The sequence below is a fragment of the Paenibacillus sp. FSL R7-0048 genome, from assembly GCF_038004505.1.
Taxonomy (GTDB): Bacteria; Bacillota; Bacilli; order Paenibacillales; family Paenibacillaceae; genus Paenibacillus_AQ; species Paenibacillus_AQ odorifer.
In genome coordinates this window covers 4897653-4923593 of sequence record NZ_JBBORF010000001.1, presented here as the reverse complement: position 1 = coordinate 4923593, position 25941 = coordinate 4897653, and the positions used below count along the sequence as shown (strand labels likewise).

Sequence of the window (25941 nt, the reverse complement as noted above, 5' to 3'; positions counted from 1 at the left end):
TTCACCGGGTATTTACTATGGACGGATATGATCTCAGCTTATGCAAATTTATGATGTCATTACCCGTAGCAATTCTTGAAGCTGTGCCTGTGAGGACAGTGGGTCAAATCCGTAGAACATATCACCTTGGTTCAGAATATATACCCGTCCGTTACGTACTGCATCTAATTGCTTCCAAGCTTTAGAATGTAGTAGGCGAGTAAAACGTTGTCTTCCCTCAGAAGATGAAGGGATGCTGGTGATAATAATATGGTCAGCAGGAAACGATACGATATCCTCAATAGATGCCTCTAAATAGCCGGAATCGGTGATCCCTTTTTCAATAATTACGGAGGGGGGCTTGAAGCCAAGATCACCGTATAGAATTTGGCAACCTCTGCCGAAGCTGCTACTGAAACAGTAGGCGGATCGGGAGCTAACCTCCCACACGATAGCTGTACCTCTCTCCATTCCTATTGCATGGTTTAATAACCCGTTGGCAGTAAGACAAAGACTGTCATAATGACTTAGCCACTGTTCAGCACGCTGTCGTCGATTCACAACCTCGGCAATCAGAGCAAATTGCTCTCGCCAACTCATTTGCATAAAGGGCAGCTCAATAACCGGAGCAACAGGAGTCAGAATCTTATTGTCGGGTAGACTGTAGCCGATAATGACATCTGGCTTTACCGCAGCTACTGAGTCATAGAGTAATGAAAATTTGCCCTCGCTCATTTGAAGCTGTTTGGAAGCGGGAACTTGTTCCAAGCTATGCTGCCATTCGGAATAAACCCCGAGTTGAGGCATGATTTCCAGTACTCGCAGGCTAGCGGTGTGATTATAGTTCAGGGCAACGACCCGTTTATTCTTATTCTGGTAGGCTGTAGGTGAAACGCCAACAAGCTGCTTGAATTTTCGGCTCAAATAATTTCCCTCTTCGTAACCAACCTCATGCGCCAAAGTAGTCAGATTGGGGGAACTGGTGAGAATTCGTTGCTGGGCTTTTCGGATTCTTAATAGTGTAATATAAGCACTGAAGGATAGACCTATTGATTTGCGGAAGGCTCGCGAAAAGTGCTCAGGGCTCACTTCAGCTAAAGCAGCCATTTGATCCCGTGTGATATCTTCATTGTAATGAGCTTCTATATACTCCGTCACTTGCTCCATCCAACTGCTTGATCTTTCTTTACGGGATGTCAGTTCACTATGAAGCTCCACTAGGAACTGGGTGAATAGCTGCTGGACCCTAAACGGCTTTTGCTTATCAGCGTCTATCCAAGCACTGTAAAGCTCACCTGCCAAGGCTGTCAAACGTGTGGAGGCATGGTGGACAGGGGAGTTGTCATTTATAAAAATGTCCTCATCTTTACTCTGGGGTATACAGGAATACTCAATCCATATCCCCTTTAACTGTAATTCAGGTTCCATCTTCAATAAAGAAGAACTACTAAGGGCTATTAAGCTTCCGGCCATGACCTTGTGTAGCTTACCGTCTATTTCAAGAAAACCTTTCCCATCCCAGATTATCATAAGGCTGGAATTAGTAGAAGAAATGTTTGAGGCTGTGTAGTTGGTTATTCCCGATAAGCTGATGACCCGAAGGGGCATATAAAAAGGATGGGATGAATAAGGCATCCCGTCGGATTGGATCTGCATGTAGTAATCCCCTTCTTTTCATTGATAATCATTCTCATTTATAGTATAACAGTCTTTCTTACTATTGACTATAATGATGCTTATGATAGTGTTTAAAATAATCCACGAACGGAATAGGGTTAGCTGATAGGAAGGGGTTGAAGTCATCCATGACGACCTGGAATTTACAAGGAACTGTAAGTCACTTATTAATATGTAACGGTAGCAGCTGCAAGAAACATAAAGGTGAAGAGGTAGCTGAAGCGATAGAAGATGAGATTGAGAAGCAGGGCGCACAAAATCTTATACATACGACTGTGACCCGTTGTAATGGAAGATGTTCAGATGCTTGTGTGGTGATCGCTTATCCCGAAGGTGTGTGGTACAAAGAGATTACACCTAAGCTGGCGAAATCATTAGTGCGGAAACATTTGCAGGGGGAGAAGCTTGAAGGTCACGTGTTATACACCTATGATGGACAATTGATTGCTTCAAATGAAAAGGACGCTAAAGGGAAAAAGAAAAAATAGCAAGGCTTGGGAGTACCTTTTAGTTGCGGTTCTAACCCTGTACAGAGGAATATCTCGTGCAGGGTTATTTATTTATAAACAGGGGAGGATTATGATTGAATCGGATCATGACCAGACTCGTAATAGGACTGTGTGCTTAATTAAGGACATCAAATTTGACTTGCAGGGCTAACGTTGACTATGCTATTAAAAAGTGAATGAAATAACACAGTATATATGATGGTTTATAGGGGAGAGGGTACGATGGAGAGGCTGCAGGTGTGGCCAGAGAAGTTCAAAAAATTTTTTCTGAATAATAAATTTGTAGTAGTGCTGCTCATTATGCTGCTGGTTGGAATTAATATTCTGGTATTCTCCAAAATACCGTTTATTTTTAAGCCGATATCAGTATTGCTGCACACCGTGGCCGCACCATTATTACTGGCAGGTATAGCTTATTATTTGCTGAATCCGTTGGTAGATCGGATGGAGAAAAGATCCCGAATAAAACGTGTATATGCAATAATCATCCTATATTTGTTGATTGCTGGTATCATCACGCTGGTTTTGTTTATGGTCATTCCAATTATACGGACTCAGCTATCAGGATTGATCGACAATTTTCCAAGGTATAGTGAATTAATTCAAGAACGGTTTATGGATCTGACCGGAACGGAGTTCTTTGGGCAAGTTCAAGACAGTATCGGAACGAACCTTAGTGAGATAACATCTAAGATAACAGCGTGGGGCAGTTCTTTTCTGAATAATGCCTTGACGGGTGTTGGCAGCTTTGTAGGAGCCCTTACAGAGATTGTCTTGGCGGTTGTAACGACGCCATTTATTTTGTTCTACTTGCTTCGCGATGGAAAAAAATTGCCGGATTATATTCTGAAGTTTGTACCTACTTCTCTGCAGCCGCAGACTCGTATGGTCATGTCGGAGATGAACAGTCAGGTATCCTCTTACATACGCGGGCAAATTATAGTCAGCTGCTGTATTGGTCTGCTGCTCTATATTGGTTATTTAATCATTGGTTTGGAGTACTCTCTCGTTCTGGCTATTGCTGCTGCTTGTACAGCAGTTGTTCCTTATCTGGGCCCGGCAATCGCGATTACACCTGCCCTAATTGTGGCGATGGTCACTTCTCCATTTATGCTGCTGAAGATGATTATCGTGTGGACAGCTGTTCAGCTGATTGAAGGAAAATTCATCTCACCACAGATCATGGGCAAGACGTTGAAGATTCATCCGATAACCATTATTTTTGTAATTATATTCGCAGGTAAAATGTTTGGGATTCTGGGGATTATCCTTGCAGTTCCGGGTTATGCGGTACTTAAGGTGGTATTTACACATCTTTTTGAATGGTTCCGGTTTCGATCCGGCTTATATAAACAGATTGAAGAGAATAAGGAATAATGTGGAAGGGTGAAATGTAATGGGAGGACCAATAGCAGTAACCTCTTACGGTAAGCTTCAAGGAATACAGGAGGGGGACGTGAACATTTGGCGCGGGATCCCTTTTGCAGCCCCACCTGTTGGAGAACTTCGGTTTCGTGCACCACAGCCACCAGAGGCCTGGGATGGGATTAGAGATGCTTCTGAATTTGGTCCAGTTAGTCATCAGCCAGCGGATACGAGAGGTACTCGGTTCGGTGGCAAGACGCCGCTTCATTCCGAGGATTGTCTGTATTTAAATATTTGGGCGCCAGCAGTTCATGATGAGCCCCTGCCTGTTATGTTCTGGATTCACGGGGGGACGTTTGTGACCGGGGCTGGAAGTCAGCCGCAGTTTGACGGCACAAGCTTCGCTGAGCGAGGCAAAGTAATTTTAGTGACCATTAACTATCGGCTGGGTCCATTTGGATTCATGAATTTGTCTCCATTTGGCCATGGGCTTGCTTCTAATCAAGGATTATTGGATCAAATTGCTGCGCTGGAATGGGTAAAACTGAATATTGCTGCTTTTGGCGGGGACCCGCAGCGGGTAACTGTATTCGGAGAGTCAGCAGGGAGTATGAGTATCGCAGCCCTTTTGGCTATGCCAGCAGCGAAGGGGTTGTTCGCTGGCGCGATTATGCAAAGTGGGGCTGCTCAGACGCTGCCTAACGAGCAAGGAAAGTACATTGCAGCTGCACTGCTAGCTGAATTAGGGATTGCCCCAGATGGAGATGCCAGTCTTCTGCAAACATTTTCTTCTGAACAAATTATCGATGCAGCCGCAAGAATGACTAAAAAGTTAACGGGTGGCTCAATTGGCATGTTATTTCAGCCTGTCATTGATGGGGATATACTTCCTGTAGAACCTGCACAGGCTGTGGCAGAAGGATCGGCACATGGTATTCCGCTATTGATCGGAACCAATCGTGATGAGGGCAACTTGTTCTTCAGAGAAGAATCACCTGAGGCAGACTTTGACGAATCACTCAAGGCGCTGGAGCAGATGATGGGTACTGGGAGTCTGAAAGAGATTGCTAACCATTATTCTTCCACCTGGGAGGGACAAGCCGAAATTCTAACGGATCTTTACTTCTGGGCAACCTCGGTGTCTCTGGCGGAAAACCAATTGAATTATGCACCTGTCTGGATGTACCGTTTTGACGGCACGATCCCAGGTCATCCTTTGTTAAATAAAGCTGTGCATAGTGCAGAAATCGTTTATGCCTTTAATAATCTATCTCATCTAACCCATCTTAGGGCAGAAATTAATCCAACGATGCAGAAGTTGGCTGAAGTTATGCATGACGCTTGGATTGCTTTCGCTCATCAAGGAAATCCGGCTACAGCAGAGAGGGTATGGCCGAAATACAATCTGGAGGAACGGGCTACCTTGATCTTTGATGAAGATACGCATGTAGCTTATGATCCTGAGTCAGAGAAACGCAAAAGAATTGTCACTATGCTGGCTTAAGAAGATTGAGAGGCTGAATAAAGATGCAGGTAGAAGGTTTTAACCATGTGACCGTAAATGTCAGTAATTTAGCAAATTCCCTGAATTTCTACACAGGAATTCTGGGCCTTCAGCTAGTTCATAGAGGTAAAACTGATGCTTATCTGGAATGGGGAAGTGCCTGGATATGTCTTCTTGAAAAGCCTGATTATATGGCGATTGCAAATAATGTGGTTGGGGTAGATCACATCGCTTTTAGTATTGCAGAGGAACATTTTGAGGAAGCCGTCCAAGGATTGCAAACCCAGAATGTGCCCATAATTAGAGGGCCAATCAAACGGGGAATAGGCTGGACGGTCAATTTTCTAGATCCAGATGGTATACAGCTAGAGCTGCATACCTCGAATCTGCGGGAACGAATGAGTGTTTGGAACACCGCTACCGAATAAAAAATGGGTGTCCTATCAGCCTAAACGGCTAATGGGACACCCATTTTTTTAACGACCTAAATATTCTTTGATTCCTAAAACTACTGCTTCGGCTATTTTATTCTGGATGTCCGGGGTAAAGAGTAATGCTTCATCCTTGGTATTGCTTAAGTAACCACATTCTAATAATATTGCAGGCATTTTAGTTTCTCTTGTTACATGATAGTTAGCTTGACGAACCCCTCGGTCCTGCAGTCCTGTAGCAACTGCGAGGTATTTGTGAACGGTTTGAGCGAATAATAAGCTATCATTGCGTGTGTAATAGGTCTCTGTTCCACTAGGGTTACTTTTACTGCCCGCCGGAATACTATTGGCATGAACAGAGATAAATAGATCGGCTTTTACATTGTTGGCGAGGTTAGATCTGTCCTGTAGAGTTGGGTATGTATCGCCACTGCGCGTGAGTATAACCTCGATATTTGGTTCTTTCTTTAGTAATTCTGCAATTTTCAGTGCTGTCGGCAAGGTGAAATCTTTCTCTTTAAGCTTGTTAACACTTGAACTCCCTGGATCTTTCCCGCCATGTCCTGCATCGATGACGATTATCTTCTTGTCTGTGTTGCCGGTAGAAGGTGGAGGAGTTGTAACCGGTACTTCTGGTAAGGTGGTTTCAGGAAGCGTAACGCTAGTCCCATTAAGATCCACAATAATAAGTCCATCATTAGCATTTATCAGACTGTAGCTATTAGCGCTGTTTAGATCAATGACGATCCGAATGGTAGATGGGGAACTGCTGAACAATGAATAGCGAACGGCAGAGACATTAGGATAGTCAGTAACCGTTAACTGTCCGCTTTGGTTCTTTCCTACGGACAGATTCTGATGGAAGTCGGTTCCAAAGCCAGTATTCGGTAAATCCACGACAATTCGGTCTTTGTCTGTCATAGTGAACACGGTAGGTTTTATACTGCCGTTCACTGCAATAACCAGCTGGTTATCGATGAAGCTAAGATTGGTGACTGTAGCTACTGAGCTATTCCCTTCAGTTGCTGTATTCCCGTTTGATCCGTTGTCTGAAGGTGCTGTTGGAGTGGGTTGTGGAACCGTAATTTCCGGATCGCTTCCCCCAATCTCAGGTACTGGAGAGGTTAAATATACGGTTTTGGTTACATTGTCCCAACCGACAGTAGTTCCTGTCTGTTCCCCAACAAATCTTAAAGGAACAAGGGTTGTGCTGCCACTGAGAAACGGAGGGTTGTCCAGTTTGACTTGTTTCCCTGAAGCTTCTGCCATCGTATTATCCACGATCAGCTTTAAAGTAGTTCCCTTTTGCTCAATGATCGCCGTCTTGGTCACATTATCCCATTTCACGGTATAACCAAGCTGTTCCGCAACAACACGAAGAGGAACCATTACACTGCCATTTACAATTTGTACCTGTGCTTCTTTTGAAATCTTAAGATCGTTGCCGTCTAGGTTGATGTGTGTTTCCGCAGAGCCGGCATAACCAGTTCCTGGATGAACCAGCACCAACAAAAGCAGCAGTAACGCCAAAAAACCAAACTTTTTCATCTGCAATCCCTACCATCCCCGTTTATTGGTCTCTAGCAATTCTTACTTTTTCTTCCTTTGATGCCGTTTAAGGCTCGTATAAAGTATAAACGACAATAGTTTCCAAAAGTTGCGCTCTACAACAGATAAAAAGGAAAATTTTCGGTATAAAAATAGAAAAAGAGCCTTCCCAAACATTTGGGATAGCTCTCATTTGCTAGAGAGATTTTATTTTAACGATGTATAACCTGTTTTCTCTACCAATTTCTGACCTTGAGCAGATTGAATCCAATCCAGAAAGGACTGAATATTAGGGTTGTCGCTTCCCGCGGTCACTGCATAAAATTCTGTTGCCAAAGGGTACTGTCCACTACGAATACTTTCCTTGTCTGGTTGGATACCATCGATGGCCAGCAGGGCTATTTCCCCGTTTCGATTCATTTCTGAGGCGTAAAATAAGAAGCTGTAGCCCAGTGCATTTTTATAGTTGCGATAGCTGGAGGTTTGTTGAATGATACCGCTCATAATATCCGCTACGTCTTCTTGAGGCGGCTTCATGAGTGGAGTGTCCTTCATAAACTTTTGCAACATCGTCTGGCTTCCGCTATCTTCAGGTCGTTGAAAAGCACGGATTCGGTTATTAGCTCCGCCTACATCTTTCCAATTTGTGACCTTGCCTGCGTAAATATCTTTAAGTTGAGCGGTGGAAAGTCCGGTTACGTCGTTTCGTTTGTTTACAAAAAATACGAAGGCCTCGCGGCCGATCGGCGTAAGCTTCAGTTCGACACCTTTTCTTTTAGCTTCTTTTTGTTGTGCAATTGACGGAGCCGCTACAAATATAATATCGGTTTCTCCTTCAATTAATCTCTTGTAAGCTTCAGGCGTGCTGCTGCAAATTACTTGACTTGTTTGAAAATCATACGGATTATAATAACCCTCAGGATAAGTAGATTGAACGAAAGCTGAATAGAGTGGATAAAGTGCGGTTGCGCCGTCCAATCTTGGAAGATCGCTATCGATATGATAGGAAGAAGGTTCGTCCAGATTCACTGCTTTGGTCTTCTCAGCAAAGGGTTCATACTGTAGCAGATTAACCTCCCGATCATCGACCATGGCAATTCTGTTGACGTACGTTTGCTTGATCTCATATCCTGCGGTCGCGAGCAGACTAAGTCCGAGGATAGATAACAATACAATATTGCTTGTTCTTCGGGACAATACATTAAATATGATGAGTACAACATAGATGGCTAATACGATCGCTAAGATCGCCACAAGTGGGGTATAAAACAGCAGTCCTCCGTAAAGCGCAGTAATTATAGCACCTATGAATCCTAAAAAAGCTATTCCTCCAACGGCAAAAATGGAGAACAATAATTTCGTCCAGAATGCTTCTTTCATAACAACCTCCTCGACATGATTACTAAACTATGGAAAAATCAACATAATTTCATTATACAGAAGTTTTTTGGATGAAGCAGTAGAACAATTACGAATAAACATGTAATAAAATGCTGCGAAACATGAAAGTAATGTGTACATTTTCATAAAGTACTGGACGAATGGCAAGAAGAGGTTTATTCTGAGATTGTGAAAAAAACAACGGAATACAAGATTCTCGGGGTAGGGTGAAATTCCCGACCGGCGGTAATGTTCAAAGCGAACTGAGCCCGCGACTCACTTGTTCTGCTTGCAGAGAAGTGACTGATCTGGTGTAAATCCAGAGCCGACGGTAAAGTCCGGATGGGAGAGGATCATAAGATAAAGACGCTAGGAGTCTATCCTTGTACGTCTTTATTGATAATGCCCCCGAGTTTACCTTTTTGGTAATTCGGGGGTTTTTGGTCTCTTATCGAGGGTTTGTATCGACAAGGAGAAGGAAATTATGAGTAATGTTACAGCTTCATCATCAACTAAGGTTGGCAGTACATCAGCGCTACGCAGTGGATTTTGGCTCGTTGTGATTGGTGCAGCATTATGGGGCGTTGATCCGCTCTTTCGTATCATCCTGTTAAAATCCTTAACCTCATCGCAAATTGTTCTTCTGGAGCATGTGGTGCTTTTCTTGGCTGCTTCACCTGTTCTTTGGCGTCACCGGGCGGAGCTTAAAGGAATTGGATTTCGCCAGATTGGTGCTTTATTGATTGTTTCATGGGGAGGCTCTGCCGGGGCGACGATCCTATTTACGATGGCACTTTCCAGTGGGGATTTGAATGCAGTGCTGTTACTGCAAAAGCTTCAGCCAATATTCGCTATCGGTCTCGCTGCATTAATTCTTAAAGAACGTTTGCCAAAAAATTTCGGACCACTCATTGTGTTGGCGCTGGTAGGAACCTATCTGCTGACCTTTGGCTGGAGTATCCCTTTCGGACATGTGAATAACTTTATTGGGGTTAGCAGTCTGATGGCCTTGGGAGCAGCTGCACTGTGGGGGGGATCGACAGTCATGGGACGTTATCTGCTCGGTTCTATGAAATATGAGACAGTGACTTCGCTGCGGTTTATCCTTGCGCTTCCTTTACTTTTCGTTATCACTACGCTAGAAGGTGCCCCGTGGCAGATTCATGGCGGGTTTGGTGCATCGGCAGCTATTGCGGTTAATCTATTGCTGCAAGCTTTGCTGCCAGGACTTCTTAGTATGTTGTTGTATTACAAAGGACTTAGCACGACCAAAGCTTCCTTCGCCACATTGGCTGAACTCAGCTTTCCTATGACGGGAGTAATCATCAACTGGATTGTGTTCCAACAGCTGGTCACTATCCCGCAGATTCTCGGATTTGCCTTGATCTGGGTCGCTTTATTCTTTTTATCTAATCAACAGTCCAAACCACAAACGCTCTGAGCAGATTGAAGTGGAATGGTTCTACCTATTTAAAGATGATTCGAAGCCGTATGGCTTTCGGATCATCTTTTTTTGTATGTGATTTTACTCCTTGCTTAGATCAAATCGACTGCAAAAACTGCTGAAATGTTTCTAACGTAACATATAGCAGAGTTAATAAAGCGTTTACAATTAGGGAGCGCACAAAATGACTGTGCTGCTGAGTACATAATCCATGATTAAATTATTTAGGAGGAAGCAGACATTGAAGAAATCATTTGTATTATTTATGATTCTGACCTTTCTTATTTCCCCTTTTACGTTTGGGCAGTCTGCTCAAGCGGCAGGAGATGAGAATATTGCCCTAGGAAAGCCTGCTATATCCGATAGTGAGCTTGCAGGGTATGAAGCGGGTAACGCAGTAGATTCCGATGAATGGAACACACATTGGACGGCGAATGACGGGAGTTTTCCTCATTGGCTGGAAGTAGATTTGCAAGGTGCATATGATTTGTCAGGCGCAACCGTCATCTGGAATGCATGGAGTTACATTAATCAATATACGATTGAAGTATCACGTGATCATAAGGTATGGACAACAGTTGTGGACAAAAGTCAGAGCAGCAGTGTAGAGCAAACTCAGTACAATGCTTTTAAGCTGCGGAATGTTTCATATGTAAGGGTCAACCTGACCGGCATCAACGGCGGAAAATGGGCAGCCATTAATGATCTGAAGGTCTGGGGTGTTCCCGCAGCCAGCGCGCCGCATGAGCCGGCACAGGGTGAAATACAAACTGTACTGCCAGTACGGTTGGACACGGAAATTGGGCAAGCCCCTGAGCTTCCAAGTGTTGTAACTGTGGTATATAGCAATTCTGACACGGAGGATGCTCAGGTTGCTTGGGATGTGATCCCACCAGCAGAGTATTCCCGTCCCGGAACCTTTACAGTAAGCGGTTCTATTTCTGGTACTGTGCAGAAGCCAGTCGCGAAGGTAACAGTAGTAGGTGACAGCAGCACGCCTATTGTCGGATTTGAGAGCATAAATGTCAGCACAATTACGGATGTGCCTGCTTTATTGCCATCAGCGGTAACGGCTATATACGAAGATGGGTCAAGCAAACAGGTGCCTGTAACCTGGGATGACCTTACTGAAGCGGAGTATGCGGTTGAAGGAACTTACAGCGTAATGGGGGAAGTTGCAGGGTCAGACCTACAACCCACAGCTGATATTCAGGTTACTCCGCTTGTGCTGCAATCCGGGTTCATAAAAGGTGCGGACATTTCTACACTGGAAGCGATTGAGGATGCCGGTGGAAAGTATTACGACAATGGGGTAGAAAAGGATTTGCTGGATATTCTTAAAAGCCGGGGTGTAAATTACATTCGGCTGCGTTTATGGAATGATCCTCAGGAAGCTGGCGGCTATAATGACCGTGAGCATGTTGTGGAAATGGCGCAGCGTGTCAAAGCCAAAGGCTTTAAGCTGTTGCTTGATTTCCACTACTCTGATTTCTGGGCTGATCCCGGAAAGCAAAACAAGCCAGGAGCATGGGCGGATTACTCCTATGATGAATTGAAGCAAGCGGTATATGACTATACCAAAGATGTTATGGATGAGCTAAAGGAAAAGGGAGCTTCACCCGATATGGTCCAAATCGGAAATGAGATTAATGGGGGCTTGTTATGGCCTGACGGCAAATCCTATGATCAAGAGAATGCTTTTGAGAAGGTTGTTCCGCTTCTGGAGAGCGGAGTGAAGGGAGTTAGAGACAGCCAGGGTGCAGGTCAGGATATCAAAATTATGATCCATCTTGCTGAAGGTGGCAAAAATGATATGTTTCGTTGGTTCTTTGACGAATTAACGCAGCGGAATCTTGATTATGATGTGATCGGCGCGTCCTTTTATCCGTATTGGAGCGGAACGATGGATAGCCTGCAGTTTAACTTGGACGATATCTCTAAACGATATGGTAAAGAAGTGATTGTGACGGAAACCGCGTATCCTTACACGCTGGAGGACGGCGACAATTTTGAGAATAACATCGCCCGCCAAGATCAGCTAGACGGCAGTGGCTTCCCAGCTACGGTTGCAGGTCAAATGGCTGAGGTCAAAACAGTAATGAATGTATTGTCCAAAGTACCCGATGGTAAAGGAACAGGCTTGTTCTATTGGGAACCAGCTTGGATTCCAGTGCAAGGTGTAGGCTGGAAGGTAGGCGAAGGAAATGCTTGGGAGAATCAGGCAATGTTCGATTTTGCAGGGAATGCACTCTCTTCATTAAATGTCTTCAAAACCCCGGTGGCCGGTGAGGGGGGCGAAGAGGAACCCGGAACGGGAGGAAATCCTGGCACTGGCGGGGAACCCGGAACGGGAGGGAATCCTGGCACTGGCGAGGAACCCGGAACGGGAGGGAATCCCGGCACTGGCGAGGAACCCGGAACGGGAGGAAATCCCGGCACTGGTGAAGAACCCGGAACGGGAGGAAATCCCGGCACTGGTGAGGAACCCGGAACAGGAGGGAATCCTGGCACTGGTGAAGAACCCGGAACAGGGGTTAATCCTGATCCTGTCATCACCGTCAGAGATTCAAGCGTTGTAAATTCAGCAAATAAAGCAGTGGTCGAACATACAGCGGCAGGACAACTTCAGGTGAAGGCACAAGCAGGAATTTCCGGCATAGCTGAGATCACGCTAAGTATAGAGGATATCAATAAGGCGCTGTCGACGCTTCCGGCGGATGGAAAACTGGTTATTTCTGTTCTGCCATCGACGGGAGAGCTTAAGGGAGCAGTCGTTCATCTTCCGTTGAGTTCTATACTAGAGCAGGGCAAACATCCTCAAATAGTAATTGTATATGGGACGGCCTCTGTTACGGTTTCTACGGAAGCTAGTGCAGGAATTATTAAGACGGGAGCTAAGGAACTAACGCTCTCACTGGTTCAGGTAGCTACGCCAACCTTGCCTTCACCATTGGCAACTGGAGCAAAAGACTACCCGGCCTATAACATCCATGTGTCAGTAGACGGGACTTCTATCGATGTTTTCAAAAAAGGAGCAATATCGGTAGCCTTCCACTACAAGCTGAAGCTCGGGGAGCAGAGCCAGCGGATTGCTGTTTATTCGATACTTGCTGATGGAAAACTCGAAGTTATCAAAGCTGTGCGGTACAACCCAACCGCGGAACAGATTGTGTTTAATCCAAGTCATTTCAGCATTTATGCTGCGGGGTACGCAGAGGTGGGGTACACAGATTTAAAAGCAGCAGATTGGGCCACGTTAGCGATTGAATCCTTGACGGCTAAAGGGATCGTGCAAGGAATAGGAAACGGGATCTTTAATCCGCAAGGGGAGGTTACACGCGCTGAATTTGTCAGCATGCTGCTGTCCGCGCTGGAGTTAAATGCAGAAAGAGGAACAGGCAGTTTTAAAGATGTGAACCTTGATGCGTGGTATAGCTTTGCTGTGAATACTGCTGGGAAATTGGGTGTTGTACAAGGACATGCGGATGGCACTTTTGGCCCGAATGATAAATTGTCCCGTGAAGAAATGGCAGCTATTTCATACCGTGCGCTTAAGTTGGCGGAGAAAGTGAACGGTCAGACGGATGTGAACGTTATTTCTTTTAAAGATAAAGACCTGATCTCGTTGTATGCCAGTGAAGGGATAACAGCGCTTGCGCAGGCTGGGATTATCAATGGATTCGAAGATGGCAATTTCCGCCCGCAAGCCCATACAACACGCGCTGAAGCGGCTTACATCATACTCAATCTTTTGCAGCAATAATAGGCAGACAGGCAATAACTGTGCTCGAAAAGGCAGTTAGGGCCTGTCTTTACCACATTTTTTAGATATTTATCTTTTCGCAAGTAGGGATTGTTTGTACAATAGGGGCTATGACATTTGAGCCGGAGAGTGAAGGAACGTGTATAGATATAATTTATTTACCAAAATCGTGAGTATCATGGTCATTATGCTGATCCCGATAACCATCCTTTACTTCTATTCCAATAAAACGACCACGGATGTGCTGCGTACGGAGTTAAATACTTCGAATAATAATCAGCTTAGTTTTTTTCAGAATCAGGTAGAAAGTAATATGGAGTTATTGTCTTCGTGGCCGATTCTGCTGATCCATGATCCTGATATCCTCAGCCTTAAGGATACTTATCTGGAAAAAGGGCGTTTGAATCTGGATACGATAAACCTGATCAAACGGATTCAGACCAAAATCAGCATTCAAGAAAGCTCCTCCAATTGGAAGAGTAAGCTGTATTTATACTCCCCGTCCATTCATCGTATGGTGTCTGAAAATGATGCGAAGTTATACGAAGATGAGGATCTGAAGCGGGAAGTGAAGTCGGGCTGGCATGTGGAGAAGATTGAAGGGCAGGAGGGTGACCGCTTCGTATTCTCATGGTTTTCTTTTACACCTTTTATGTCAGAATTCGCTCCGGAAAAAGTCAAAACGGTTATGAAGGTAGAGTTCGACAGCCGGAACATAGAGGATATGCTGGATAAATTCAAAAGTGATGGCAGAAGAGATCCTTTTTATTATAAGCAGGGAACAGGACTTATTTTTAACCGCAGTGCCAACAAGGTGTTAGCTAAAGAATTGGTAGACAGGCTGGAAGAGACCCAGCTGAAGCCTAGTGAGAATCGCACGGTCAAAATAGAAGGTGAATCCTACAGTGTAAATATCGTCTATTCGGACAAAATGGGCTGGTATTTGATCGACTATATGCCGCTGACTGAAATCCTACATCCGATCCTGACCTCTAATCGTTTATTTTATTTTGCGATCAGTGCTTTGTTGTTAATGAGCTGTCTCGTAGCCTATCTATTATATGTTCAAGTGCAGGTGCCTATAAGGTTATTGGTTGGAGGCTTTCAACGGTTGAAGCAAGGGGATTATTCTGCGCGAGTGGAGATTAAAGGGAAGAATGAATTCAGCTTCCTGTCCGGCCGGTTTAACAGTATGGTAGAACAGATTCAGATGCTGATCGAGAATGTGCTGATGGAGAAAATCCATGTTCGCGAAGCCCGCTTAAAGCAGCTTCAATCACAGATAAATCCACATTTTTTCTATAATTGCTTCTCCTTTATTACAAGTATGGCGAAGCTCGATAATATGGGGGCAGTCGTTGGGATGTCGCATAATTTGTCCCGATATTACAGATACACCACTCGTCAGGAACGTGATTTGGTTGCGCTGTCTGAAGAGGTGGAATTTGTGAATCATTATCTGGAGATCCAGAAGATGAGGATGAGCAGACTTCGTTATGAGATCAATATCCCACCGCAAATGCGCAAAAGAGAGCTACCGCCGCTCGTACTGCAGCCTTTGGTGGAGAATGCGGTTATACATGGAATTGAGCCCGTCGCCAAAGAGGGACTGGTGCGGATTACGGGTTCATGTGCAGGCAGAGAAATGACGCTTACGGTTGAGGATGATGGTCAGGGCATGACGCCAGAGGGAATTATAGAACTGGAAAATAAACTAAGCAGGGCGATGGATGAAGAAATGGGCTGCGGTTTATGGAATGTGCATCAGAGAATGCGGCTGCGTTTTGGGGAGACGTCTGGCTTGCGCATCTCGCCTTCTCCGCTTGGAGGATTACAGGTGACACTGCAGTGGTTGCTGCCCTACACAGACAATGAAATGGAATGACATCTAGGAGGGGAAAGAATGATAGAGCTGTTGTTAGTTGATGATGAGCCCTATGTTACGGAAAGTTTAGCTCGTACTATTCCATGGGCTGAAATCGGGGTAAAGCAGGTGCATCAAGCGGCATCGGGTGCTGAAGCTCTGCAAATTATGGAACAGCAGGCTATAGATATTATGGTTACGGATATTTCAATGCCAGGAATGACTGGCCTGCAATTAATTGAAGCCGTGAGCGAGAAATGGCCAAATATTCGGTCCATTTTATTGACAGGTTATTCCGATTTTCAATATGCGAAAAAAGCTATTCAACTGCAGGCATTTGATTATATTTTGAAGCCGGTAAGTGATGATGAGTTTATCAAAAGCGTATCCAGTGCGATTGAATCTTTGAAAGACGAATGGGAAGCTCATGATAGATATCATTTGCTGCTGTATAATCGCAAAGCCGATTACAGTGTTTTGCGGGCTAATCTGATGCATGAATTGCTTCTCGGCAGGGTGCTGTCTGAGCGGACACTAGCCATTAAGCTGAAGGAATATGAAATCTCCTTCCAGCCGGATGCTGAAGCGGCGATGCTGCTGATTCAGCTGGGTAAACATTATGCCGCAATGGATCACCATTCGGTCTCTCTCATGGAATATGCGATCGGCAACATTGCCGAGGAGCTTTTTAAGGAACAGTTCCATGTCTGGTTCTGCAAAGCGCCGCATGATTGCTTGATTCTGCTTGTTGAATTAAAGCCGGCAGTACAGCAGGAATTGGAGCAAATGGCTAACTATGAAGCTGCAAGGCAGCAAATCCTAAAAGCGGTGATCGCGAATTTCCGAATTAGTGTAAGCAATTACCTCAAGGGTGAGATTTCACTGATTGTAACAGAGTGGTTCACCTTTCCGGAGGGGATGACGGCTGCCTATAGAAGCGGTCTTAGCTCGATGTATTTGGCAGCACATGATGAATCCAGCTCCGTGCTGTTTTTGGATGACCGCCAGCATCAGGAGACGATCAGCATCAAATCGCTCGAATGTCTTTATCGTCCACCTACACTCATTCATCTGCTGGAATCCAAACAATGGGATTCAGCAAGGCAAAAAATTGCTGACGTGTTCCGGGATATGGAGAATGCACGGTTTTCCAGTGAACATCTGTACGAGGTCTTTCTATCGATAACGAATGCATTTATGTATATAGCGCATAAGAGTGGTCAGTTCATCTCCAAGATCGACCAATACGCTTTAGATCCGTTGTTGACGCAGAGTATTATTGTTTCTTTTGATAAGCTTAAAGATTGGGCGTTTGATATGCTCGATAAGCTTCAGAAGGAGCTATCCGAAAGCGATCAGAATACGAAAAGTTATATTATCAAGCAGGTGCATGAGCTGGTAGGAAACCATTCGGGGCATGAGCTGTCCGTCAAAACCATTGCCGATCATGTATATTTGCATCCAGTCTACTTGTCCAAGATTTATAAAGCTGAGACTGGGGAAGGACTAGGGGACTATATTATTCGGATGCGGATGGAACGGGCACTTTATCTGCTTAAAAATACGAATAAAAAAATCTATGAAATTACCTCTGAGCTTGGATATCAGAATCCGCAATATTTCAGTAAGATGTTCAAAAAACACTACAATATGACACCAAATGAATTCCGGGACGGATAGAAGTTGAGAAAGGTGCAGAAACCTTGTTTAAATGACGTATTCGGGCTCAGCGTCGTTCCCTATAATTAAAATGTAACCAACACTTATGGAATCCAAGGGGGAACAAAATGAGCGCGATGAAGAGAAAAAGATGGCTGCCGCTCCTATGCATGAGCATGCTTTTGGCGGGTAGCCTTGCGGGCTGTTCTGGCAATAACGCTGCTAATAGTAAAGACACTGCTGGAGATAAAACAGCTGGTGAAGCGACTGCAAATACAGCTTCCAATTCTGAAAACGCCTACAAGGATAAATACGATCCTGAGGTGACATTTACAACCGCATGGGGCGTGGACCCTGAGCTTAAATTCAAAAACGGTGAAAGCATTGAGAATAACGTGGCTACAAAATGGGCTAAAGAAAAATTCGGCATCAACATTAAGTCCCTTTGGTCCATCACAGATACGAACGGCGCATTTGGTACGAAGCTGCGTTTATCCATGTCTTCAGGTCAGGACATGCCTGATGTGGTAACCATCGGTACAGCCGACAACACGATTGCACAGGATTTGATCGATTCCGGCATGTATGCAGATGTAGGAACTTTGTTTGATAAATATGCTTCAGATACTTGGAAAGAAGCGATGGCACAGGATCCTAACGTTTGGAACCAATACAGCCGTGATGGCAAAAGAATGGGCCTGCCTGTTCTCGATTATGCATATAACCATGATTACATTCTGTGGATCCGCCAAGATTGGCTGGATAAGCTGAATATGCAAGCCCCTAAGACGATCGATGAGCTGGAAAAAGTGATGGATGCGTTCAAGAATCAGAACCCTGATGGTTTGGCACCAGACAAGGTAACTCCACTTAGTATCGGCTTCAAAACAACAATGAACACTTGGATGGGCGATCCATCTTGGATCTTTGGTGCTTACGGAACCTTGCCACAGCAATGGAATCTAGATGCTGATGGTAAACTAGAATACGGCTCAGTAAATGCTGGCATGAAGCAAGGGCTTGAAAAACTGAAGGAATGGTTGGCGAAAGGTTATATTCCTCAGGAAGCAGCTCTTTGGGATGAGAACAAAACTGCCGAACCAGCAGTTGCAGGTACAGCAGGGATTCTCCCGGGTCCTTACTGGATGAGCGGCTGGCCGCTTCAGGATACCGTGAAGAACTCTCCAGATGCAGTATGGGCTCCAATTGAAATTCCAGCGGGTCCAGATGGAAAGGTTATGCGTCATGGCACACAATTCACTAACGGTGTAACTTTGATCAGCACGAAAATGAAAAATCCAGAAGCCTTCTTTACTTATCAAAACTATCTGTTCGATAACTTTGCTAATCCAACGCCAGGCAGTGAACTGGATAACGGTCTTTTTGCAGGATATGACTATGAGCTGGACGCGAACGGCAAGATGATCGAAAATGATAAAATTGCTGGCGGTTATGTGAATAGTGTTCGTTATATGCTGGTTCGTGACGGTGCCCGGATCCCGGATGCCCAAATGAAAGCACTCCTTAACCTGGCAGATGGCGCAGAGCCAACAACCCGTCTGGAGAAGGACGTAGCTGTGAATTATGGTAAAGATACCCCTGCGGCTGCCAAAGTTCTGCTGGCGCAAGAGGATAAATCCTTTAAGAATATGTTCACAGGTCCTACGACCGAAACTATGAAATCGAAGATGGACTATCTGAACAAAATTGAGAACCAAACGTTTAATGAAATTATCTATGGCAACAAACCGCTGGATGCATTTGATTCCTTTGTAGCAACCTGGAAATCAGGTGGTGGCGATCAAATCACTAAAGAAGTTAACGAATGGTATGACAGCGTAAAATAAGGTTTGGATTTAGTTTGACTAGGTAAAAAGGAGTAAACGGGACCGTCTCTTCAGCCGTAGCATTAGGCTTTAGGGAGGGTCCCTGTTTGCGTTTGAAGTCCTCTTTTTTCAATGTGATAAAGAGATTGCTTTTGTACCATATATATTGGTTTTGCCCGCTATTTGAGGAATTCGGGCGTTGCTATAATTTGAGTATGGTTACAGAAGAACTTGACACGATATGGGGGACCAAGGATGAGAACACTAAAAAAAACATGGCCTTTTCACTTGATGTTATTGCCGGCGATGATATTCCTGATCATCTTCAGCTTTATTCCAATGGGCGGAATTGTGATGGCATTTCAGGATTATAAGCCATGGCTGAAAATTTCAGGCTCGGCATGGGTTGGATTGGACAATTTCCGTTATCTATTTGAACGTAATGACAGTATGCAGGTCATTTGGAATACATTGATTATTGCTGTTCTAAAAATGATTTTCAATCTGGCTGTACCGTTTGTATTCGCCATTTTGTTAAATGAGATTCGCAAGGTATACATACAGCGTACTATTCAGACACTGGTATACTTGCCTCACTTTTTATCTTGGGTTATTCTCGGCGGGATCTTGCTGGATTTGCTTGCTACAGATGGTTTTGTCAATCAGATCTTAGGCAGCATGGGCTTCAAACCAATCTTTTTCTTAGGGGATAACAACTGGTTCCGGTTCACAGTTATTCTCACAGATGTGTGGAAGGAATTTGGTTATAATACGATCGTTTTCTTAGCTGCTCTAGCAGGAATCAATCCATCATTATATGAAGCTGCTGAAATAGACGGCGCTAACCGCTGGAAGCAGACACGTTTTATCACAATGCCATCTCTATTGCCAATGGTTGTGGTGGTAGGTACCTTGGCTCTCGGAAATGTATTGAACGCAGGGTTTGACCAGATTTTTAACCTCTACAATCCACTGGTCTATCAGAAAGGCGATATTATTGATACCTTCGTGTACCGCACGGCTATTCTGAATGGTGAGATGGGCTTTGGTACGGCAATCGGACTGTTTAAGTCGGCCATTAGTATGATCCTAATTCTCGTCTCGTACAGTTTGGCTAAGAAGTGGGCAGGATATCGCATTTTCTAATCTACCAAAGGAAGAGGGAGACAACTTATGTATTACAAAACAAGAGGTTATCGTATATTCAACGTGTTTAATACTTGCTTTCTAATCCTGCTCGCACTGATGTGTATTGTACCTTTGATTCACGTGCTGGCTGTATCCTTTAGCGCGAAGTCGGCAGCGGATGCCAATTTGGTAGGGTTATGGCCAAAGCAGTTCTCTCTGGAAGCTTATAAAAAGACAATAAACAATCCGATCTTTCTACACTCCATCTGGGTATCTGTTCAAAGAACCATACTCGGGACTGGACTTACACTTTTAATTACTTTTTTGGCAGCCTATCCGTTATCCAAAGAAAACTCAGCCTTCAAGGGCCGTAATGTCTACTCTTGGTTGTTCGTTTTCAGTATGGTGTTCAACGGCGGCTTGATTCCATTTTACATTGTGATTCAAAAGATTGGTTTGATGGATTCCTTCTGGGTACTTGTTCTGCCAGGTGCGGTAAATACGTTCTTGGTGATTCTGATGCTGAACTTCTTCCGTGGTATTCCAAAAGATCTGGAGGAGGCCTCGCTAATAGACGGAGCCGGACATTTCCGTACTTTGTTCAGTATTTACTTGCCGATTTCTCTGCCGTCGATCGCTACGATTGCCTTGTTCAGCATGGTATTCCATTGGAACTCCTGGTTCGATGGACTATTGTATTTGAATAATTCCAAGCAATTTCCACTGGCGACATTCCTGCAGACGGTTATCATTCAACGGGATATGAGCTCCATGAGCATCAATCCAAAGGAAATGGAGCTGATCTCGCAGACGACGGTGAGAGCCGCGCAAATATTTATTGGAGCTGCTCCAATTTTGATCGTATATCCTTTCCTGCAAAAATATTTTGTTAAAGGGATGACACTTGGTTCTGTAAAGGAGTAGCAATGATGACAACCACATTTATCAATGGAATGGATATCTCGTTTCTGGATGAAATTGAGCAGGGTGGAAGAGCGTATTACAGCGGTGCTGAAGAGTCCGTTGAGAACGCTGAGGATTTGCTCTACATTCTGAAAGACAATGGCGTGAATGCCATCCGGCTGCGGATTTGGAATGATCCTCCGGGCGGCTTCTGCAATCTAGAACGTACGCTGATTATGGCTAAGCGAATTAAAGAAGCAGGACTTAACTTTCTGCTGGATTTTCATTATTCGGATAAATGGGCAGATCCTGCTAATCAATCGAAGCCAAAAGCTTGGGAGAACCTTGATTTTACGGGTTTAACATCAGCCGTGTATGAGTATACTCGTGAGGTTCTTGAGCTTTTGCAATCTCAAGGCACTATGCCCGACATGGTGCAGATCGGTAATGAGATTACTCCAGGCATGTTATGGAATGAAGGCAAGGTGGATGGAGAGTGGGATACTACGGAGCAATGGGAACAGTTCATTACACTGGTTCAAGCAGGAATAGCGGGCGCAAAAGCTGTTGCTTCTGATTTGTCCATCATGATCCATATTGACCGTGGTGCTGATTATCCAGCCAGCCGTAACTTTTATGATCGGTTTTTCGAGCATGGCGTAAATTTTGATGTGATCGGATTATCTTTTTATTCTTGGTGGCACGGCACGCTGGATGACTTGCGATCTAACCTGAATGAATTGGCGGTGCGGTACAATAAGGATATTATTGTTGTTGAAACAGCTTATCCTTGGACGCTGAATGCACCTGAAGGTTTCCCCTTAATAGTAAGTGAGGAAAAGCAGCTGCATGAAGGTTATCCGGCTACAGTAGAGGGACAGACTAAGTATATGAAAGATTTTATTAGTGTTATTGAGAATATACCTAACGGTAAAGGTATCGGGTTTTATTATTGGGAGCCAGCCTGGGTTCCTTCGCAAAAGGAATGGTCCGTGGGACATGAGAATGGTTGGTCCAATCTGACCCTGTTTGATTTTGCGGGAGGGAAATTGGATTCGCTCGAATTCTGACGTATTTAGGATTGAAACAAGAAGACAGCTTAAGGTTAATTACCTTGAGCTGTCTTCTTTTTAATTTCCAGAAGAAGGGTTAGCCTTTCCTGATACCTATAAACAAGCAACATTTCAGTATTTCAAGAAATTGATTCAGAGCAGCAAGAGTAAAAATAAGGCTTTACTCCCATACTACCGTTATCTTGGACCTGAGCTTCACCATAACCTTTAGGAGGAATGCGGATGAAACAACATTCTGCTCCCACCATCTATATACAGCTTAAAAATCGGGTGATGGTTCCCAAGGGTAAAGGTGTCACGTTGGGTGATATTGCTTTTTTGATAGCGGAGCCTGAGCTGAAAGAGTCGTTGGAGACAATTCTCTTAATGAAGCCGGAACAAAGTGACGGCAATCTGATTTTGATTGATCTGTTGATGGTTATCCCCCGGATATATGAACTTATACCGAATGCGGACATTGAACCGATCGGTGAAGGGAGGACGATTGTGCAGATTGAGAGTCAGGTGGAGAGACGGAAACCTTCGGTGGCGATGTTTGTTTTAGTGTGGCTGCTGCTTTTCTTTGGGTCTGCTCTGACAATTATGAACTTTCATGCTGATGTAAATATGCTGGAGGTACAAATTCGAATTGTGGAGATGCTAACGGGTCATCGGGATGAGCATCCCTATATATTTCAGATTGCTTATTCTCTGGGCATCGGGTTTGGGATGGTCATTTTTTTCAACCATTTATTTAAAAAGAAGTGGAATGAGGAGCCTACTCCGCTGGAAGTGGAAATGTATCTGTATCAGAAGAACATCGACCAATATGTCATCAATGAGGAATACAGCAAGATGAGGCGCCGCAGTGAAAACCAATCAGAGAATACGGAGGACTGAAGATGACGGCACCCATAGCACTGGGACTAAATTTGCTGCTGGGCATTGCGGGTGGTATTGCTGTAGGCGGTGGAGTGATCGCTCTATTTGTTGTGCTGGATATGGTGCCGCGTCTGGCGCAATTAACCTCTTCTTACGATAAAGTTCATTGGTATGAAGGCGCGATGGTAGGTGGATCTTTAGTAGGTACTGTTAGTGATTTTTGGAATTGGAAAATTACCTCAGGTCCTCTAGTTGAACTTGGTGTAGGACTGTTTGATGGAATTTTTGTCGGGATGCTCGCTGCAGCATTGACCGAGGTATTAAATGTGCTGCCGATACTCGCTAAACGCTTAAATATGACACATTATCTATTCGGTCTGTTAATGGCGATGGTGAGTGGGAAGGTCGCGGGTTCTTTGTTCGACTGGTTTGTATACCGACAGTAAACAGGGGGTTAGGAAATGAGCAAGTTTATTCACAGCGGTGATTCTGCACCGGAAGATGACCATCTGGAAGATAATGCTGCAGCTGCTGCAGCAATGAAGACAACTGCAGCGGATCTAGTTGCAGATCACACAGATCCTAAGGGCGCTTCAGCTATCGGTGAAAGTGAAGATTCAGCGGAAAATTCTACAACATCTGAAACTAGCCAGGACCAGCAGGATGCAGAGGCATCAGCCGAATTAGGCACTGAGCAGCAGGATGTGGATGCCACTGCGGAGCAGGGAACAGAGCAACAGGATGCAGAAGTGACTGCGGAGCAGGGAACAGAGCAACAGGATGCAGAAGCGACTGCAGAGCAGGGAACAGGGCAGCAAGATGTGGATGCGACTGCGAAGCAGGGAACAGAGCAGCAAGATGTGGATGCGACTGCGAAGCAGGGAACAGAGCAGCAGGATGCAGATGCCATTGCGGAGCAGGGAACGGAGCAGCAGGATGCAGAAGTGACTGCGGAGCAGGGAACAGAGCAGCAGGATGCAGAAGCGACTGCAGAGCAGGGAACAGGGCAGCAAGATGTGGATGCGACTGCGAAGCAGGGAACAGAGCAGCAGGATGCAGATGCCATTGCGGAGCAGGGAACGGAGCAGCAGGATGCAGAAGTGACTGCGGAGCAGGGAACAGAGCAGCAGGATGCAGAAGCGACTGCGGAGCAGGGAACAGGGCAGCAGGATGGGGAAGTGACTGCGGAGCAGGGAACAGGGCAGCAGGATGCAGAAGCATCGGATGAGCTCGGCAATCAGGAGCCAAATGAGCCGAGTAAAGGTTTTTTTGCCAGGTTATTTGGTATGGATTCAGAGGATTCAGAATCAGATGATGAGGCACAGGATCAGAATGCTCAGGCAGCAGGAGGAACAGGTAACGATGCTGGTACTGGGGAGGAGTCTCAAGCTCAACCGAAGCCTTCAAAGAAGCAGGCGCAGCAGCAGTCTCAGAACAAAAGTAAAGATAAGCTACAAAACAAACGCGATAGTGAGCATTCTAACTCATTAAAGGAATCCGTTATTTATTGGCAAGGCAATGATCATATCCCAGGTTCTCTACAAGAAACAAAAAACACGCTGACCGAAGTGATGGGGCTGGGAACAAGTTTTGATGTGACGTTTAGAGAAATGTCCTTTGGGGGACATAAGACAGCTTTACTCTGCTTAAGCGGATTCACCAACGAAGATGTGACGGATGAAATTCTGAAACGACTAACCTACCTTTCTTCAGAAAATTTGTCCGCAGGTGTATTAGGTAGCTTTATGAACGAATACATCCCTCATATTCAAGTTGAAGAGGGTAGTGTATTAAGCGAATGTTTCGATAAAGTATTAAAAGGAATGAGCGCACTATTTATTGAGGGTGAGAACAAAGTTATCCTAATGGATACTCGATCTTACCCCATGCGAAGTCCTGATGAACCCTCGATTGATCGGGTGGTGCGTGGTGCGCGCGATGGTTTTACAGAAACCCTGCTTAGTAATATTTCACTTGTAAGAAGACGGATACGTGATCCGGGGCTGAAGCTTGAAATGTTTCAAGTGGGACGGCGGACACGGACAGATGTCTGCGTGGCTTACATCGATGATATCGTTGATAAAACGCAAGTAACGTCAGTCATCGATAAAATCAACAGCATCGATATCGATGGTATTCCACTGGCGGATAAGCAATTGGAGGAAGCGATTATCGGCGGAGGGTGGAACCCTTATCCTATGGTGCGTTATTCTGAACGCCCTGACGTTGTAGCCTCCAATTTATTAGAGGGACGGGTCATATTATTCGTGGATACCTCGCCCATTGTAATTGTTCTTCCGACTACCTTTTTTGATCTTTGCCAGCATGCGGAGGAGAATCGCCAGACTCCTTTTATGGGGACATATCTGCGGTGGGTCCGTTTCATCGGCATCTTCGCTTCCATGTTCCTGCTCCCGTTATGGATGCTGCTTGTTATCCATCCTGAGTTAAAGCCTGCTATGCTGGATTTTATCGGGCCGCAAAAGACAGCGAGAATTCCTATTCTCGCTCAGTTTCTGATTGTAGAGCTTGGGGTTGATTTACTGCGGATGGCCGCCGTGCATACCCCAACACCTTTAGGCTCAGCGATGGGTCTGATTGCAGCCATATTGATTGGTGATATAGCGGTGCAGAGTGGTCTGTTTGTAAACGAAGTAGTACTGTATATGGCGGTAGCCTCAATCGGTATGTTCGCGACTCCGAGTTATGAGCTGGGTCTGGCGAACCGTATAGTCAGGCTTGTGTTATTAATTGCCGTAGCGGCGTTCCAGGTACCAGGCTTTATGATTGGCACGACGTTACTGACTATCTTCTTAACCACTCATCGGTCCTATAACTCCTCATATATGTGGCCGTTTATACCCTTTAATGCAAAGGCAATGAGTGAAATTCTATTGCGTAAACCGGTCTTAAGTTCGAAGGAAAGGCCGTCTTTTAACAAAACCAGAGACAATACCAGAATGCCGCCATCTCAAGAGAATGAGTAACAATCGTAGGAAAATACAAAACTACTGCAAATTAGTCCAT

18 protein-coding genes and 1 riboswitch are annotated in these 25941 nt (G+C 44.9%); of the genes, 15 read left to right on the top strand and 3 right to left on the bottom strand.

Annotated elements, in window-relative coordinates:
- Positions 1-48: 48 nt before the first annotated feature.
- Entirely contained in the window at positions 49-1635 is a 1587-nt protein-coding gene (locus NSQ91_RS22010; protein WP_076304012.1) for an AraC family transcriptional regulator, read from the bottom strand.
- Positions 1636-1784: 149 nt separating this feature from the next.
- On the opposite strand from NSQ91_RS22010, the gene NSQ91_RS22005 reads away from it, so the two are divergent.
- The 4 genes from NSQ91_RS22005 to NSQ91_RS21990 all read left to right on the top strand — a co-directional run bounded on the left by NSQ91_RS22005 (position 1785) and on the right by NSQ91_RS21990 (position 5462).
- The gene (locus NSQ91_RS22005) at positions 1785-2144 is read left to right on the top strand and encodes a (2Fe-2S) ferredoxin domain-containing protein (protein ID WP_076304013.1); all 360 of its coding nucleotides are present in this window, start codon (positions 1785-1787) and stop codon (positions 2142-2144) included.
- Positions 2145-2387: 243 nt separating this feature from the next.
- Positions 2388-3542, top strand: coding sequence for an AI-2E family transporter (locus tag NSQ91_RS22000; RefSeq protein WP_076127413.1), 1155 nt, complete (start codon positions 2388-2390; stop codon positions 3540-3542).
- Between the two features lie 19 nt (positions 3543-3561).
- Complete coding sequence (locus NSQ91_RS21995; protein WP_076192267.1) at positions 3562-5034, top strand: carboxylesterase/lipase family protein; 1473 nt, start codon at positions 3562-3564, stop codon at positions 5032-5034.
- A gap of 23 nt (positions 5035-5057) precedes the next feature.
- Positions 5058-5462 carry a VOC family protein gene (locus NSQ91_RS21990; protein ID WP_076184069.1) on the top strand — a complete coding sequence of 135 codons (405 nt, stop codon included), beginning with the start codon at positions 5058-5060 and terminating at the stop codon, positions 5460-5462.
- A gap of 48 nt (positions 5463-5510) precedes the next feature.
- Here the strand turns inward: NSQ91_RS21990 and NSQ91_RS21985 are convergent, their stop codons facing one another.
- Together NSQ91_RS21985 and NSQ91_RS21980 are read right to left on the bottom strand one after the other, a co-directional pair.
- Positions 5511-7013: an N-acetylmuramoyl-L-alanine amidase family protein gene (locus NSQ91_RS21985; protein WP_076308428.1), complete on the bottom strand. Its 1503-nt coding sequence runs from the start codon at positions 7011-7013 to the stop codon at positions 5511-5513.
- Positions 7014-7220: 207 nt separating this feature from the next.
- Entirely contained in the window at positions 7221-8393 is a 1173-nt protein-coding gene (locus tag NSQ91_RS21980; protein ID WP_340919822.1) for a PstS family phosphate ABC transporter substrate-binding protein, read from the bottom strand.
- 209 nt (positions 8394-8602) lie between these two features.
- Positions 8603-8751: riboswitch (FMN riboswitch) on the top strand.
- Between the two features lie 126 nt (positions 8752-8877).
- Between NSQ91_RS21980 and NSQ91_RS21975 the strand changes: the two genes are divergently transcribed.
- The 11 genes from NSQ91_RS21975 (at position 8878) to NSQ91_RS21925 (ending at position 25901) form a co-directional block, all read left to right on the top strand.
- The gene (locus tag NSQ91_RS21975; RefSeq protein ID WP_076104422.1) at positions 8878-9834 is read left to right on the top strand and encodes a DMT family transporter; all 957 of its coding nucleotides are present in this window, start codon (positions 8878-8880) and stop codon (positions 9832-9834) included.
- A gap of 244 nt (positions 9835-10078) precedes the next feature.
- Positions 10079-13600 carry a glycosyl hydrolase 53 family protein gene (locus tag NSQ91_RS21970; protein ID WP_340919819.1) on the top strand — a complete coding sequence of 1174 codons (3522 nt, stop codon included), beginning with the start codon at positions 10079-10081 and terminating at the stop codon, positions 13598-13600.
- A gap of 139 nt (positions 13601-13739) precedes the next feature.
- Positions 13740-15485 (top strand): sensor histidine kinase, encoded by a 1746-nt coding sequence (locus NSQ91_RS21965; RefSeq protein ID WP_340919818.1) that lies wholly within the window; start codon positions 13740-13742, stop codon positions 15483-15485.
- Between the two features lie 18 nt (positions 15486-15503).
- Entirely contained in the window at positions 15504-17144 is a 1641-nt protein-coding gene (locus NSQ91_RS21960) for a response regulator (RefSeq protein WP_076192254.1), read from the top strand.
- 107 nt (positions 17145-17251) lie between these two features.
- The gene (locus NSQ91_RS21955) at positions 17252-18970 is read left to right on the top strand and encodes an extracellular solute-binding protein (protein ID WP_038572454.1); all 1719 of its coding nucleotides are present in this window, start codon (positions 17252-17254) and stop codon (positions 18968-18970) included.
- Positions 18971-19204: 234 nt separating this feature from the next.
- The gene (locus NSQ91_RS21950) at positions 19205-20095 is read left to right on the top strand and encodes an ABC transporter permease (protein ID WP_036676126.1); all 891 of its coding nucleotides are present in this window, start codon (positions 19205-19207) and stop codon (positions 20093-20095) included.
- 27 nt (positions 20096-20122) lie between these two features.
- Positions 20123-21001, top strand: a complete 879-nt coding sequence (locus NSQ91_RS21945) for a carbohydrate ABC transporter permease (RefSeq protein ID WP_036676128.1) — start codon at positions 20123-20125, stop codon at positions 20999-21001.
- Positions 21002-21003: 2 nt separating this feature from the next.
- A complete protein-coding gene (locus NSQ91_RS21940; protein ID WP_305953687.1) occupies positions 21004-22050 on the top strand; it encodes a glycoside hydrolase family 53 protein in 1047 nt (348 codons plus the stop codon).
- A 225-nt stretch (positions 22051-22275) separates the two neighbouring features.
- On the top strand, positions 22276-22932 hold the full coding sequence (locus NSQ91_RS21935; RefSeq protein WP_036676129.1) for a stage V sporulation protein AA: 657 nt from the start codon (positions 22276-22278) through the stop codon (positions 22930-22932).
- A 2-nt stretch (positions 22933-22934) separates the two neighbouring features.
- Positions 22935-23360: a stage V sporulation protein AB gene (locus NSQ91_RS21930; protein WP_036676132.1), complete on the top strand. Its 426-nt coding sequence runs from the start codon at positions 22935-22937 to the stop codon at positions 23358-23360.
- An 840-nt stretch (positions 23361-24200) separates the two neighbouring features.
- Positions 24201-25901 (top strand): spore germination protein, encoded by a 1701-nt coding sequence (locus tag NSQ91_RS21925; protein WP_076127621.1) that lies wholly within the window; start codon positions 24201-24203, stop codon positions 25899-25901.
- Positions 25902-25941: the final 40 nt, after the last annotated feature.

Coding starts and splice junctions, on each gene's coding strand:
- NSQ91_RS22010 (WP_076304012.1), bottom strand. CDS start 1,635: ATGCAGATCCAATCCGACGGGATGCCTTATTCATCCCATCCTTTTTAT.
- NSQ91_RS22005 (WP_076304013.1), top strand. CDS start 1,785: ATGACGACCTGGAATTTACAAGGAACTGTAAGTCACTTATTAATATGT.
- NSQ91_RS22000 (WP_076127413.1), top strand. CDS start 2,388: ATGGAGAGGCTGCAGGTGTGGCCAGAGAAGTTCAAAAAATTTTTTCTG.
- NSQ91_RS21995 (WP_076192267.1), top strand. CDS start 3,562: ATGGGAGGACCAATAGCAGTAACCTCTTACGGTAAGCTTCAAGGAATA.
- NSQ91_RS21990 (WP_076184069.1), top strand. CDS start 5,058: ATGCAGGTAGAAGGTTTTAACCATGTGACCGTAAATGTCAGTAATTTA.
- NSQ91_RS21985 (WP_076308428.1), bottom strand. CDS start 7,013: ATGAAAAAGTTTGGTTTTTTGGCGTTACTGCTGCTTTTGTTGGTGCTG.
- NSQ91_RS21980 (WP_340919822.1), bottom strand. CDS start 8,393: ATGAAAGAAGCATTCTGGACGAAATTATTGTTCTCCATTTTTGCCGTT.
- NSQ91_RS21975 (WP_076104422.1), top strand. CDS start 8,878: ATGAGTAATGTTACAGCTTCATCATCAACTAAGGTTGGCAGTACATCA.
- NSQ91_RS21960 (WP_076192254.1), top strand. CDS start 15,504: ATGATAGAGCTGTTGTTAGTTGATGATGAGCCCTATGTTACGGAAAGT.
- NSQ91_RS21955 (WP_038572454.1), top strand. CDS start 17,252: ATGAGCGCGATGAAGAGAAAAAGATGGCTGCCGCTCCTATGCATGAGC.
- NSQ91_RS21950 (WP_036676126.1), top strand. CDS start 19,205: ATGAGAACACTAAAAAAAACATGGCCTTTTCACTTGATGTTATTGCCG.
- NSQ91_RS21945 (WP_036676128.1), top strand. CDS start 20,123: ATGTATTACAAAACAAGAGGTTATCGTATATTCAACGTGTTTAATACT.
- NSQ91_RS21940 (WP_305953687.1), top strand. CDS start 21,004: ATGATGACAACCACATTTATCAATGGAATGGATATCTCGTTTCTGGAT.
- NSQ91_RS21935 (WP_036676129.1), top strand. CDS start 22,276: ATGAAACAACATTCTGCTCCCACCATCTATATACAGCTTAAAAATCGG.
- NSQ91_RS21930 (WP_036676132.1), top strand. CDS start 22,935: ATGACGGCACCCATAGCACTGGGACTAAATTTGCTGCTGGGCATTGCG.
- NSQ91_RS21925 (WP_076127621.1), top strand. CDS start 24,201: ATGGATTCAGAGGATTCAGAATCAGATGATGAGGCACAGGATCAGAAT.